This window comes from Roseibium sp., from assembly GCF_965229775.1.
Lineage (GTDB): Bacteria > Pseudomonadota > Alphaproteobacteria > Rhizobiales > Stappiaceae > Roseibium.
This window is the reverse complement of the sequence record NZ_OZ245929.1, coordinates 3,244,220-3,257,176: the sequence shown is the minus strand read 5'-3', so window position 1 is coordinate 3,257,176 and position 12,957 is coordinate 3,244,220. Positions and strand designations below refer to the sequence as shown.

General features: G+C 62.2%; 12 protein-coding genes. 10 read left to right on the top strand and 2 right to left on the bottom strand.

Going from position 1 to position 12,957, the window contains the following annotated elements:
• Positions 1 to 277 precede the first annotated feature (277 nt).
• The 10 genes from dxs to ribB all read left to right on the top strand — a co-directional run bounded on the left by dxs (position 278) and on the right by ribB (position 10,971).
• Positions 278 to 2,197: a 1-deoxy-D-xylulose-5-phosphate synthase gene (gene dxs / locus ACO07N_RS14810; RefSeq protein ID WP_421981751.1), complete on the top strand. Its 1,920-nt coding sequence runs from the start codon at positions 278 to 280 to the stop codon at positions 2,195 to 2,197.
• Between the two features lie 162 nt (positions 2,198 to 2,359).
• Positions 2,360 to 3,817: an MFS transporter gene (locus ACO07N_RS14805; protein ID WP_421981750.1), complete on the top strand. Its 1,458-nt coding sequence runs from the start codon at positions 2,360 to 2,362 to the stop codon at positions 3,815 to 3,817.
• Positions 3,818 to 3,892: 75 nt separating this feature from the next.
• Positions 3,893 to 4,279, top strand: coding sequence for a hypothetical protein (locus ACO07N_RS14800; RefSeq protein WP_421981749.1), 387 nt, complete (start codon positions 3,893 to 3,895; stop codon positions 4,277 to 4,279).
• 35 nt (positions 4,280 to 4,314) lie between these two features.
• On the top strand, positions 4,315 to 4,836 hold the full coding sequence (locus ACO07N_RS14795; protein ID WP_421981748.1) for a copper chaperone PCu(A)C: 522 nt from the start codon (positions 4,315 to 4,317) through the stop codon (positions 4,834 to 4,836).
• Positions 4,837 to 4,858: 22 nt separating this feature from the next.
• The gene (locus ACO07N_RS14790; protein WP_421981747.1) at positions 4,859 to 5,485 is read left to right on the top strand and encodes an SCO family protein; all 627 of its coding nucleotides are present in this window, start codon (positions 4,859 to 4,861) and stop codon (positions 5,483 to 5,485) included.
• A gap of 32 nt (positions 5,486 to 5,517) precedes the next feature.
• Entirely contained in the window at positions 5,518 to 5,649 is a 132-nt protein-coding gene (locus ACO07N_RS14785) for a hypothetical protein (protein WP_421981746.1), read from the top strand.
• A gap of 48 nt (positions 5,650 to 5,697) precedes the next feature.
• Positions 5,698 to 6,438, top strand: coding sequence for a TlyA family RNA methyltransferase (locus ACO07N_RS14780; RefSeq protein ID WP_421981745.1), 741 nt, complete (start codon positions 5,698 to 5,700; stop codon positions 6,436 to 6,438).
• A 787-nt stretch (positions 6,439 to 7,225) separates the two neighbouring features.
• Positions 7,226 to 8,458, top strand: coding sequence for a class I SAM-dependent RNA methyltransferase (locus ACO07N_RS14775; protein WP_421981744.1), 1,233 nt, complete (start codon positions 7,226 to 7,228; stop codon positions 8,456 to 8,458).
• Positions 8,459 to 8,461: 3 nt separating this feature from the next.
• A complete protein-coding gene (locus ACO07N_RS14770) occupies positions 8,462 to 9,574 on the top strand; it encodes a class I SAM-dependent methyltransferase (protein ID WP_421981743.1) in 1,113 nt (370 codons plus the stop codon).
• Positions 9,575 to 9,651: 77 nt separating this feature from the next.
• Positions 9,652 to 10,971: a 3,4-dihydroxy-2-butanone-4-phosphate synthase gene (ribB, locus tag ACO07N_RS14765; protein WP_421981742.1), complete on the top strand. Its 1,320-nt coding sequence runs from the start codon at positions 9,652 to 9,654 to the stop codon at positions 10,969 to 10,971.
• A gap of 65 nt (positions 10,972 to 11,036) precedes the next feature.
• Here ribB and yghX read toward each other — a convergent pair whose 3' ends face one another.
• Both yghX and ACO07N_RS14755 read right to left on the bottom strand, forming a co-directional pair.
• Positions 11,037 to 11,942, bottom strand: a complete 906-nt coding sequence (gene yghX / locus ACO07N_RS14760; RefSeq protein WP_421981741.1) for a YghX family hydrolase — start codon at positions 11,940 to 11,942, stop codon at positions 11,037 to 11,039.
• Between the two features lie 144 nt (positions 11,943 to 12,086).
• Complete coding sequence (locus ACO07N_RS14755) at positions 12,087 to 12,935, bottom strand: LysR family transcriptional regulator (RefSeq protein WP_421981740.1); 849 nt, start codon at positions 12,933 to 12,935, stop codon at positions 12,087 to 12,089.
• Between the last annotated feature and the right edge of the window lie 22 nt (positions 12,936 to 12,957).

Genomic DNA, 12,957 nt, shown 5'->3' with positions numbered 1-12,957 from the left:
CACTGTGCACGTGGCCCCATCGACCACACCAATTCCTTAGGCCAGATCAACGGCAGATGCATCACCCAAAAGGGTGACTGAAATTCAAAAACGATCAACACTGCCAAAATTGCACGTGATCTGCACGCCAATTCAAAAATAATGAGACACGATCACCCGTAGATCTCCTGTTGAGATGACGTAACAATTTGGCGCATTACTGCCGCAGCATTTGCGCCCTATAATCCGTTGGTGTATGCCTGCCCGCCAGATTTCATTTCGTGGAGCCTTCAGCAGAGTGTCTTCAAAACCCGATACCCCACTTCTCGACAAGATCAATTCCCCTGCGGAATTGCGCACGCTGGATGAAACCGATCTGAATCAGCTCGCTGACGAACTCAGATCGGAGACCATCGATGCCGTGTCGATCACCGGTGGACATCTTGGTGCCGGACTCGGGGTCGTCGAGCTGACGGTCGCGCTTCACTATGTGTTCAACACGCCCGATGACAAGATCATCTGGGACGTCGGCCATCAGTGCTATCCGCACAAGATCCTGACCGAGCGGCGCGACCGGATCCGCACACTCAGACAGGGCAACGGTCTGTCCGGCTTCACGAAGCGCGCCGAAAGCCGCTACGACCCGTTCGGGGCCGCCCATTCATCGACATCGATTTCCGCAGGCCTGGGGATGGCTGCCGCCAGAGACCTGGATGGCGGCGACAACAACGTGATCGCCGTTATCGGCGACGGGGCGATGTCCGCCGGCATGGCCTATGAAGCCATGAACAACGCGGGGCATCTGGGCTCCCGCCTGATTGTCATCCTGAATGACAACGACATGTCCATCGCGCCCCCGGTCGGCGCCATGTCGGCCTATCTTGCAAAGCTGGTTTCCGGCCCGACCTACCAGACCCTGCGCGATGCCGCCAAGAACATTGCCAAGAACCTGCCGAAGCCGGTCTTCGAAAAGGCGGCGCGCGCGGAAGAATATGCGCGCGGCTTCTGGACCGGCGGGACCATGTTCGAGGAACTCGGCTTCTACTATGTCGGCCCCGTCGACGGACACAATCTGGAACACCTGCTGCCGATCCTGAAAAATGTCCGCGACACCCATCACGGCCCCGTGCTCATTCACGCGGTGACCCAGAAGGGCAAGGGATACGCGCCGGCAGAGGGCGCCAAGGACAAGTATCACGGCGTCGCCAAATTCGACGTCATCACCGGCAAGCAGTCAAAGCCGAAGGCGAATGCGCCAAGCTATACCAATGTCTTCGCCACCTCGTTGATCAAGGAAGCCGAACACGACGACAAGGTCGTCGCGATCACGGCGGCCATGCCGGATGGCACCGGGCTGAACCTTTTCGGCGAAGCGTTTCCCAAACGCACCTTCGACGTCGGCATCGCGGAACAGCACGCGGTGACCTTCGCCGCCGGTCTTGCAACGGAAGGCTACAAGCCGTTTGCCGCGATCTACTCGACATTCCTGCAGCGGGCGTACGACCAGGTGATCCACGATGTGGCGATCCAGGGCCTGCCCGTGCGGTTTCCGATCGACCGGGCCGGCCTGGTCGGGGCAGACGGCCCGACGCATGCGGGCGCGTTCGATACCGCGTTCCTGTCATGCCTGCCGGGTTTTGTCGTCATGGCGGCAGCCGACGAAGTGGAGCTGCGCCACATGGTGGCGACCGCGGCCGCCTATGATGAAGGCCCGATCTCCTTCCGGTATCCGCGCGGCGAAGGTGTCGGGCTGGACATGCCCGAACGGGGCAGCGTTCTGGAGATCGGCAAGGGCGTGATCCGCCGGGAAGGCACGAAGGTCGCGCTGCTGAGCTTCGGCGGCCGCATGAACGAGTGCCTGAAAGCCGCCGACGAACTCGATGCCGCCGGCCTGTCGACCACGGTTGCCGATGCCCGGTTCGCAAAACCCCTGGACATGGATCTGATCCGGCTACTCGCGCGTGAGCACGAGGTTCTCGTGACGATCGAGGAAGGCTCCGCAGGCGGTTTCGGCAGCCACGTGCTTGGCCGGCTTGCCGAAGAAGGTTTGCTGGATAACGGGCTCAAGATCCGCACGCTCGCACTCCCGGATGCGTATATCGACCAGGACAAGCCCGATGCCATGTATGCCAGGGCCGGTCTCAATTGCGACGGCATCATGCAGGCGGTTTTCACCGCGCTCGGAACGGAAATGCTGAGCGCCCCGCAACGCGCCTGACCGGCTCCCCGATCCGACAAAATCGACGCCCCGGACCGCAATTGCGGCACGCCTGAAATCGTGATTGACACGAGCCGTCATTACTGGAAAGGCTGGTGATCAGGATCAATCGCGTCGGCCCCGACCGGCGCTTTTGTTTTTCACCATTTCCAGGGGTCGACCATGGCTCAGACGCTCCTTTCCGTCTCCGCACTCTTGCTGTCGGTTGCGTTGCTCATTTTCGGGCACGGCCTCCAGACGACCCTGCTGCCGCTCGCGGCGGACCGCTACTATTTTACCGACTTCGAGATCGGGGCAATCTCGTCGGCCTACTTCGTCGGGCTTGTGCTGGGCTGCCTTGCCGCGCCGCTTCTGATCATGCGCGCCGGCCATATCCGTGCCTTCGCAGCGCTCGTCTCGCTGATGTCCGGGGCCGCCATCCTGCACCCGGTGATCATCGACCCCTACGCCTGGTTCATCATCCGCGTGGTTTCGGGCTTCAGCCTTGCCGGGTTCTACATGATCGTCGAAAGCTGGCTGAACGAGAGTGCGACAAACGAGAATCGCGGCACTATCATGTCGATCTACATCGTGATCGTCTTCGGGTCCCTGATCCTGGGACAGGTCTCGATCGCAAGCATGAGCATCGCATCCTTCGTCCCCTTCGCCGTCGCCTCCGTGGCGCTGAGCCTTGCCGTGATGCCGATTTCGCTGACCACGGCAACGCAACCGGCGCCGATCACGCTGGTGCGCTTCAGGCCGATACGGCTCTACCGGACATCTCCGGCCGCCTTTGTCGGGATTCTCCTGATCGGGATCTGCCAGGGTGCGGTTTTCACGCTTTCGCCGCTCTACGGATCGCAGATCGGGCTGTCGACGAACCAGTCCGCCTATTATGCCGCGGCCATCATCGGCGGCGGCATGATCGCGCAATGGCCGGTCGGACGTCTTTCCGACCGCGTGGACCGCCGTCTCGTGCTCGTCGGCCTCGGGGTCGCAACGACATTGGCGTCGCTTGCCATCGTGTTCTTCTCGCCGACCGCGTTTCCGATCGCGGCGATGACCGCGGTTCTGGTCGGGATGTTCACCCAGCCGCTCTACGCGATCGCCGTGGCGCACGCCTTCGACCATGCGGCCCCTGAAGATTTTGTCGAGACCTCCTCCGGCATGCTGCTCTCCTTCGGCATCGGATCGATCATCGGCCCGCTGGTCGCGTCGCTGGTCATGGGACAGATCGGTCCCTCCGGCCTCTACGTGATGATCGGCACCGTCAGTCTTGCGATGGCTGCCTTCGTTCTCACCCGCGTGCTCACGCGGCAGGCGCTCACCGACGACGAAAAGACGGACTTCGAATACGCGGCCACGGCCCAGGTCGGTTCTGTCATTTCTCCCGAGCCGCTTGATGCAGAGGCCGAGGAATACGTCATTCCGCCGGAAGAGTTTCCGGCTTATGAGGACGATATCTACAATTTCGATACGGGCTCCGGCGAGGCCGAGGAGCCCGAAGCTGCAAAAGGCGCTGAGGCAAAGGTGGACGCAGCGCCGGGTGAGGCTGCGGAAGGCGCAGGCAAGGCACCGCCGGCAGACGGCACACATGCCGATGATGCCGCGCCTACGAAAACGCCCGAAACCAGCTCCTGACCCCGGAGCGGATTTGCCTGCGCGTTTTCGCCCCTCGACACGCAAACCGAACGGCCCTATAGCCGTGTCATGGCCATGCGTGGTGAAAATCTGCAACTGCTGAGACGTGAGCGTCACCCCCTGGTGGCGCTGGCGACGCTGGCGTTCACGCTGCGCCTGTGCCTTGTCATCCTGGCCAGTGCGCTCGCCCCGGAATTCGCCGCGGCAACAGGGTTGACGCAACTCTGCCAAACCTCGGGCCAACAGCATTCACTTGCGTTCCATGACCCGGCCGTCTGCCAATGCGGACCTGCCTGCGTACACGGATGCTCGCTTGCCCCGGCCGCGCCGGCCGGCACGTCCGTGCTGTCGGCCAACGGCCTTGCGGCGAACGGAGCCTTTCCCGAAGCGGGCCGTGACACGCGCACCGCACTTTCCCGCCGCGTCACCGCCATCCGGGCACCGCCATCCTCCTTGATCTGACCCTGTCTCAAAACTTCAGATACCAAGGAACTGTCATGAAACTCTGGACTTCGATCGCCGCAGCGACGGCGCTTACACTTGCATCCCTTTCTGCCACCGCCGCCGACTACAGCGCCGGCGACCTCTCGCTGTCCAAGACCTGGACACGCGCAACCCCGCCCAAAGCGAGGGCCGGCGGTGGTTTCGTCGAGATCGTCAATACCGGCTCGGAAGACGACCGCCTTGTCTCGGCCTCCTCGGACGTCGCCAAAAACGTCGAACTCCATGAAATGGCGGTCACCGACGGCGTGATGAAGATGCGCGAGATGGAAGGCGGCATCGAGATACCGGCAGGGGAAACCGTCACCTTGAAGCCAGGGGGCCTGCACATCATGTTCATGGGACTGAACCAGCCGTTTACGGAAGGAACGACTGTTCCCGTCGTGCTGACCTTTGAAAAGGCGGGCGACGTCGCCATCGAGCTTGACGTTGCCAAGATGGGTGCGAAAACGATGAATCACGGCCACGGTGATCAAGATCACGGCAGCCACGACCACAAGAACCACAGCAAAAACTGATTTTGCCAGAAGAGGAAACGCCATGTCCGGTTTGAAACTCTTCCGATATGTGGCCTGGGCGGCAGTTGCCGTCCTTGCCGCCGCATCCGGCTTTCTCGTTTATCAGCAGACCGCGGGAAACGAGAATTCCGGCTCGCTGATCGAACCCCTCGCCGCCATCGGCGGCCCGTTTGAGCTTGTCGACGGCAACGGAGAAACGGTCACCGATGCGACCTTCGCCGGCAAGCCGCTGGTGCTGTTCTTCGGTTTCACTTATTGCCCGGATGTCTGTCCGACGACCCTCTCCGAACTGCAGGGCTGGATCGAGGCGCTCGGGCCTGATGCCGACAAGCTGAACTACGCGTTCGTGACCGTGGACCCCGAGCGCGACACGCCCGATGTGATGCGGGACTACGTCTGGGCTTTCGACACGCGCATTGCGCCTCTGACCGGATCTCGTGAACAGATCGATGCCGTCATCAAGGCCTATCGGGTGTATGCAAAGAAGGTTCCGCTTGACGACGGCGATTATACGATGGACCATTCCGCCGCCGTATATCTGATGAATTCGGACAACAAGTTTGTCGGGACCATCGCTTATGCGGAGGCCGAGGAAACGGCCCTGCAGAAGCTGCGCCGGCTGATCGCAAACGCACCGGCTTCCAGCTGAGGACCAGAGGACGCAGACACGATCCGATGCGCATGCCGCTTTACATAGGATTGACCGCCGGTGCGACAGGCCTTGTCGCGCTGTCGGCATTCCTTTGGCTCTACGCCGGGGAACGGGTCTATGCGGACCGGCTGCTGTCCGCGATCGCGAGCTGTTTCGGCTGAACCGCGATCTTTATCTCTTTCGTGCGGACACTGCCTGAAAGGCCGGCCATGTCTTCCAAACGCCTCGACCAGCATCTCGTCGACACCGGCCTGATCGCGAGCAGGGCCCGGGCGCGGGACGCAATCCTGCGCGGCACCGTGCTCATGGACGGGACGGTGTGCAAGAAACCGGCGCAGAAAGTTGCCGAGGGCAGCTCGATCGAGGTCAATGACCCGGCCTCGGCCTATGTCTCGCGTGCTGCGCTCAAGCTGCTGGAAGCCCTAGAACGGTTCAAGGTCGAGCCCCGAGGCCGGATCTGCCTGGATATCGGTGCGTCGACCGGCGGCTTCACACAGGTGCTTCTTCAACATGGGGCTGCAAAGGTTCATGCGATCGATGTCGGCCACGGCCAGTTGCATGAAAGCCTCGCGGCCCATCCGGGGGTCATCGCACAGGAAGGTCTCAATGCGCGTGACTTGTCGAGCACGCACCTCGGCGGCGACACACCGGAACTCATCGTGTCCGACGTCAGCTTCATTTCGCTGAAGCTTGCCCTACCCCCAGCGCTTGCGCTGGCCGCCGAAGGTGCCGAAGGCATCTTTCTGGTCAAACCGCAGTTCGAGGCAGGCAAGGACAGGATCGGCAAGGGCGGCCTCGTCGATCCGGACATTGCCGAAGAGACCGCGCGGGGACTGCAATCGTGGCTGTCATCCGTTCCGGACTGGGAAGCGGGCGACCTCGTTCCCTCGCCCGTCAAGGGCGGGGACGGCAATGCCGAGTGGCTGCTTTGCGGGAAGAAAGCGTGCTGATCAGACGGCAGTGACCCAAGCGCCGCTCAGGTCCCGGATCAGGTCCGGGACTGGGCTGGGTGCTTGTTGAGAGCTTGAAGCAAATCCACACCGTCACACAATGTCACCCCGGCCCCGAGCCGGGGACCACTCGCCGATCAGCTTGCCGAAGGGTCTGAATTGGCTGCAGCAGCGCAACAGATCACACCAGTGCCTCTGCAAATGAGTAGGCCCCGGATCTCCGCTGCGCTGCGTCCGGGGTGACAGCTGAAAGCTGAACAAAATACCGCCTTGCTGTTTTCGAGCCGCCCCGGCCTTGAGCCTGGGCCTCCTGTCAAGTGCTGCTCGGGTCCCGGATCAGGTCCGGGACGGCCCAGATGTTGCACCTGCATCCTCGGGGGGTGCGTAAGCGGAGAGATGGGTTTTACGCTTCCCTTGTTTCCCTCTCCCTTGGGGAGAGGGTCAGGGTGAGGGGGCAAACGTCCGAGGAGCATTGACAGCTCTGATCCCTCACCCGGCCTTTCAGGCCGACCTCTCCCACGGGGAGAGGTGACTGGGCGCGCGGGTGGTCATGCGCTGGCGCAACTCCTTCATCACCGAGCAATGACGCGGCAATCTGCCGTCCTCTTGTTGCCGCCCCGGCCCTGATCCGGGGCCTCCTTGGTAGGTGCTGCTCAGGTCCCGGAGCTGGTTGTCCCGGACAAAGGGCCTCTTCAAGAACGGCCGGTAAGCCACAATTCACTAACGACTTTCAATTAGGCATGCGCCAGAGCTTGCCCACACGGGGCGTTGGCGGTATCGCTCGCTCATGAGTGAGAGAGAACTGACAATCAGCGAACTCGGCCATCGAGGCGACGGGATCGCGCAGACGGATGCCGGACCGGTCTACGTCGCGGGCGCCCTGCCGGGCGAGGTCGTCACCGCAACGGTCGCTGATGGCCGTGCAAGAAACCCGGTGTTCAAGTCATTTTCGCCGGACAGGATCACGCCGGTCTGCAGGCATTTCGAGGCCTGCGGCGGCTGCACCGTTCAACATCTTGCCCCGGCGCCCTATCTCGCCTGGAAACGTGCGCTGGTGGAAAAGGCACTGCGCGACCGCGGCATCGAGACCGACGTTTCCGGCACCGTTGCCGCGACCGCCGGTGGACGGCGCCGCGCCGTCTTTGCAGCGACGCGCGCGGGACGGCACACGCTGCTCGGGTATCATGAAAAATCGAGCCACAGGCTGGTCGATATCAGCGAGTGCCCGATCCTCGACCCCGCCATCGTCAATGCGCTGGACGGCTTGAAATCGCTGGTGTCGGAGATCCTGCCCCGGAAAGGGGAGGCCCGGCTGACGGTGCTGAACACGACGGCGGGGCTGGATGTCGCGATCGACAAGGCGGACAAGGCTTATGAGCGCAAGATCCCGGCCCTGTCGCAAAAGACGATCGAGATGGACCTTGCCCGGCTGTCGATCAACGGCGAGGTTCTTCTGGAGGTTCGTCCGCCGATGCTCGACATGGACGGCATCGGTCTTGCCGCGGCACCGGGCGGTTTCACCCAGGCAACGCTCGCGGCCGAGGCCGCACTCTCGGACCTCGTGCTTGACGGCGTCGGCAAGGCCCGGACGGTTGCGGATCTCTTTTCAGGGGCCGGCACCTTCGCGCTGCGCCTTGCGCGGCAAGCCAACGTACACGCCGTGGAAGGCGATGCAGCGGCGATCGCCGCCTTCGACAAGGCGCTGCGGAAACCGCGCGGACTGAAGAAGGTCAGTTACGAACGGCGCGACCTGTTCCGAAGACCTCTGGTGCTGGAAGAACTGGGGCCCTTCGATGCGGTCGTCTTCGACCCTCCGCGCGCAGGGGCACAGGCGCAGGCCGAACTTCTCGCGAAATCCAAGGTCAGGACGGTCGTTGCGGTTTCCTGCAATCCGGCAACCTTTGCGCGCGACATACGTCTGCTCCTGGATGGCGGTTATACGCTTCAAAGCGTCACACCGGTGGACCAGTTCCTTTATTCGCCCCATATTGAAGCGGTCGGTGTACTAATCAGGGAGTGATCCATGGCTAAGGCAAATGACGAAGAGCGCGTGTCCAGCGGCGGCCGCAGCCTTCCCCCCGTCATGAGCCTTGCCCGGCGCACTCGTTACGCATTGCACCAGGGGAGCCGTGTTGCGCTCTACACGCTTCACTCCGAAGCCATGCGCCGCATGAACAAGCGCATCCAGAAAGAACTGCCCGAGACACCGAAGGTCGTTCCGGAGGGCCCCGTTCCCGGCCAAAGGCGCATGCTGGCGGACATTTTCAAGCTGTTTGCCGACGACCTGAAAGCGGTCGAGGACGGCCTTTATCCGATGCCCTCGGATGGAACGCTGTCGCCGCGCGAACTGCTCGACACAAGCCGAGCGTTTTTCAAGGACGTGCCCGAGGTGGCGCGGCGGCGGGCAACAGGCGCTCACCAGGAGGTGAACGAGGACGTTTCAGGGTTTGCCGAAGCGCTGCCGCGCTACTACCGGCAGAATTTTCATTTCCAGACGGATGGCTGGCTCACCGAGGACAGCGCCAAGCTTTACGATTTCCAGGTTGACGTCCTGTTCTCGGGCGCGACGGCCGCGATGCGCCGCAAGGCGCTGGTTCCCTTCGCTCACATCCTTAAGCAGAAGGACCAGCGCAAAGTCGTCTATGTCGACGTTGCCTGCGGAACCGGCGGCCTGCTGCGCCCTGCCCTAAAGGCCTTTCCCAGACTGCGGGGTATCGGGCTGGACCTCTCCGAGCCTTATCTGAACGTTGCGCGGGAAAGACTGAAAACGCTTCGCGCAAGCCATGTCACCGCCATGGCCGAGAAACTGCCGTTCGCCGATGCCTCGGTGGACGTTGTTTCCTGCGTGTTTCTCTTCCACGAACTGCCGCCCAAGATCCGCCGCCAGGTGATTGCCGAGATTTCCCGGGTTCTGAAGCCGGGCGGGTCCTTCCTGTTCGTCGACAGCCTTCAGACCGGCGACGTGCCGGATTATGACGGTCTCTTGTCGGTGTTCCCGCAGCTTTTCCACGAGCCCTACTATACATCCTATCTCAGGGAAGACCTGACCGGCCTTTGCGACGAGCAAGGCCTGGAGGAGAGATGGATGGTGCCTGCCTTCGTGTCGCGTGCGGCAGAGTTCGTCAAGACAGGCTAGCGCCACCTTTCAGTATTACTGAAAATTCTTCCAAGTTTCTCTTGAGACTGAATGCGATCGCGCGTATATGCGTGAAGATGAGACTCGATCAATGGCTTTTGCAGACTGGTGAAGGACGGAGCGCATTCGCGCGCCGGGCCGACTTGTCGCCTGCGTCTGTATCGGCCCTTTGCAACGATCCGAATGTCTGGGTATCGCGGGACATGGCCCGCAAGATCGCCATCGCGACTGATGGCGCGGTCACGCCCAACGATTTTCTCGGACTATCCACAACCAAGGAGCATCCCGTGTCCCAGGCCCGTGTCGCAGAAGCAATCCGCGCGTTCGAACGTGGAGAAATGGTGGTCGTGACCGACGATGACGACCGCGAAAACGAAGGCGACCTGATCGTCGCGGCGTCCAAGATCACCTCCGAACAGATGGCCTTCATGGTCCGGCACACGTCCGGCATCATCTGCGCACCGATGACGGTCGCCAATGCGCGCCGGCTGCGCCTCGACCCGATGGTTGCGGAAAACGACGCACCGCTCGCGACCGCCTTCACAATCTCCGTCGACTACCGGCAGGGGCTGACGACCGGCATTTCCGCAGAAGAACGTTGCGCGACCGTTCATGCACTCGCGAATCCGAATGTCGCTGCCGACGATTTTGTCCGCCCCGGCCACATCTTCCCCCTGGTTGCCAAGGAAGGCGGCGTGATGATGCGCTCCGGGCACACGGAAGCTGCAGTTGATCTCTGCCGCCTTTCAGGACTTGAAGAAGTCGGCGTGCTCAGCGAACTCGTCAACGACGACGGGACTGTCAAGCGCGGGGTGCAGGTAGCCGAATTTGCGTCCGAACACGATCTCAAGATGGTGTCTGTCTCGGACCTGATTGCCTGGCGCCAGCGCACCGAACGAATGGTCGAGCGCGTCAACGAGCAACCGGTCGATACGGTTGCCGGCCCTGCCTATGCGATGACCTATTCGACGCCCTATGATCCGATGCATCACCTTGCCATCGTCTACGGCGACATTCTCGACGGCCGCGGTGTCCCCGTCCGCCTGCAGCTTGAATCGGTGCTGGACGATGTCTTCGGGGACGCCAGACCCCTGGACCAGATCATGAGGCGCTTCGCCGACCGCGGGCGCGGCGTCATCGTATTCCTCAGAGAGGGGTCGGTCGGTGTCGCGCGCCAGTCGCGCCGAGCCCGCTCCGACTTCGAAGCCGCCGATACGGAAGAGCACAGCTCTGCTCAGGCGCGGCAGGAACAATGGCGTGAAGTGGGCCTCGGCGCGCAGATCCTGAAGGATCTCGGTGTCAGCTCCATCCGCCTCCTCTCGTCGCGCGAGCGCCATTATGTCGGGCTGGAAGGGTTCGACATCAAGATCGACGAAACGGAAATTCTCGACACCTGATCCCGAGGAAAGGCCCTTAAAAGACAGCGGGTGCGGGATCAGAAGTCCCGCACCCGTTTTCCGTTCTACATCAGGTGTTCCTTGAAGAACGCGACCGTGCGTTCCTCCGCTAGCCTGGCGGCCTCCGGGTCGAAACGCGGCGTCGTGTCGTTGTGGAACCCGTGATTGACGCCCGGATACATGTGCGCGACGTAGTCCTTGCCGTTCGCCTTGAGCGCTTCTTCATAGGCGGGCCAGCCGGCATTGATGCGTTCATCCAGTTCGGCAAACTGCAGCATGAGCGGCGCCTGGATGTTCGGGACATCGGCCGCATCCGCCTGACGTCCGTAGAACGGCACGCCGGCGGCCAGTTCCGGATAGGCAACCGCGATCGCGTTGACGACACCGCCGCCATAGCAGAAGCCGACCGCGCCGACCTTGCCCGTGCTGTCGTCGCTGTTAAGCAGATACTCGAAACCAGCGAAGAAGTCGTTGAGGAGCTTTTCCCTGTCGACGGTGCGCTGCAGTTCACGCCCCTTGTCGTCTGTCCCCGGATAGCCTCCGACCGACGTCAGGCCATCAGGGGCCATCGCCATGAACCCTGCCTTGCCGAGCCGGCGGGCAACGTCCTCGATATAGGGGTTGAGGCCACGGTTCTCGTGAATCACCAGCACCGCCGGCAGCTTCCCGGTCGCGCCTGCGGGTTTCACAAGATAGGCATTCACCTCGCCATGGCCGTTCGGCGACGGATAGGTGATCCGCTGGGTTTCTATGGACGCATCATCGGGGTCGACCTGCTGGGCAAGCGCGTAGTCGGGCGACAACTGATCGAGGAGCATGGCTGCCGTCACGCCCGCAACGGCGAACTTTGCCGCGCCGTTCAGGAATTCACGTTTCGTGATCTTGCCATGGGCATAGTAATCGTAGAGGTCCAGCAGTTCCTGGGGAAAGTCCTTCGCCGTCATGCGGCGAACCGGGGTCATGTCGTTCATCACGTTGCTCCCTGAAATGTGCGAAGGTGTACGCAGTCCCACGATCATCTTAGTCAAGTTCCACCATGTCCGGCGGGATTTTCTGTAACGGTTAGTATCAGAGCAGACTGCTCGTCAGCCTTGCACACACTGCTCGAGCAAGGATCAGGAAAACAGCTCTTCGATCCATCGGCTGACGGCCAGCATTCGGGCAAGTCCGGCCTGATCGGCATGCTGCATCAGCCAGACCTCCCGCTGAAGGTCCGGCTTCGGCTCGTCCAGCACCTGGAGGCGATGATCCGTTCCGGCGAGCCTTTTCGGGATAATGGATCGTCCGATGCCCGCCGCAACCGCTTCAATCACGCCTTCCAGGTCGCTTGGACGAATTCTGGCGATTGCAGCCCCCTCACCCTTCAGATGATCGGCCATCCAGCGCGCCTGAGGCAGGAAGCTCATGTTCTCGTGATACGTGATCCAGGGCAGGTCTCCGGCGGAGACGCCTGCCGGTCCGTAGGCGGCATGTTCGAGAACGGCAATCCGCCGCGCGGTTACGTTCTGCCCGCCGTCACGGGGGCGGCCGAGGCGGATCGCCATGTCGGTTTCCCGCCGCGTCAGGCTGACATTCCGTATCTCGGAGGCCAGGTGCAGCTCAATTCCGGGATGCCGCCGGCAAAAACCGCTGACCTGCGGCATCAGGATCCTGGTATTGACCACGGGCACCGACGAAATCCGGACCATGCCCTCCTCGGCCAGCCCGGCTCCCGTCAGTTCAGAGGTCAGCACGTTGAGGGAGGTCTCCAGCGTCTCGCCGTAGGTGACCGCCCTCTGGCCTGCGGAGGTCAGTTCCAGTGAGCCGCTGGCGGACCTTTCCAGCAACTGTGTTCCGATTTCCTTTTGCAGCGCCGTCAGGCGCCGGGACACGGTCGTGGCATCGACGCCCAACCGGTCCGCGGCGGAAGAGAGGGACCCGGCGCGATAGAACGCGAGGAGGTATTTCAGATTTTCCCAGTTCATGACTGCATTATTGCAGCTCCAG

Coding starts and splice junctions, on each gene's coding strand:
- ACO07N_RS14790 (WP_421981747.1), top strand. CDS start 4,859: ATGTCCGGTTTGAAACTCTTCCGATATGTGGCCTGGGCGGCAGTTGCC.
- ACO07N_RS14755 (WP_421981740.1), bottom strand. CDS start 12,935: ATGAACTGGGAAAATCTGAAATACCTCCTCGCGTTCTATCGCGCCGGG.
- ribB (WP_421981742.1), top strand. CDS start 9,652: ATGAGACTCGATCAATGGCTTTTGCAGACTGGTGAAGGACGGAGCGCA.
- ACO07N_RS14770 (WP_421981743.1), top strand. CDS start 8,462: ATGGCTAAGGCAAATGACGAAGAGCGCGTGTCCAGCGGCGGCCGCAGC.
- ACO07N_RS14785 (WP_421981746.1), top strand. CDS start 5,518: ATGCCGCTTTACATAGGATTGACCGCCGGTGCGACAGGCCTTGTCGCG.
- ACO07N_RS14805 (WP_421981750.1), top strand. CDS start 2,360: ATGGCTCAGACGCTCCTTTCCGTCTCCGCACTCTTGCTGTCGGTTGCG.
- ACO07N_RS14800 (WP_421981749.1), top strand. CDS start 3,893: ATGCGTGGTGAAAATCTGCAACTGCTGAGACGTGAGCGTCACCCCCTG.
- ACO07N_RS14780 (WP_421981745.1), top strand. CDS start 5,698: ATGTCTTCCAAACGCCTCGACCAGCATCTCGTCGACACCGGCCTGATC.
- ACO07N_RS14775 (WP_421981744.1), top strand. CDS start 7,226: ATGAGTGAGAGAGAACTGACAATCAGCGAACTCGGCCATCGAGGCGAC.
- ACO07N_RS14795 (WP_421981748.1), top strand. CDS start 4,315: ATGAAACTCTGGACTTCGATCGCCGCAGCGACGGCGCTTACACTTGCA.
- yghX (WP_421981741.1), bottom strand. CDS start 11,942: ATGAACGACATGACCCCGGTTCGCCGCATGACGGCGAAGGACTTTCCC.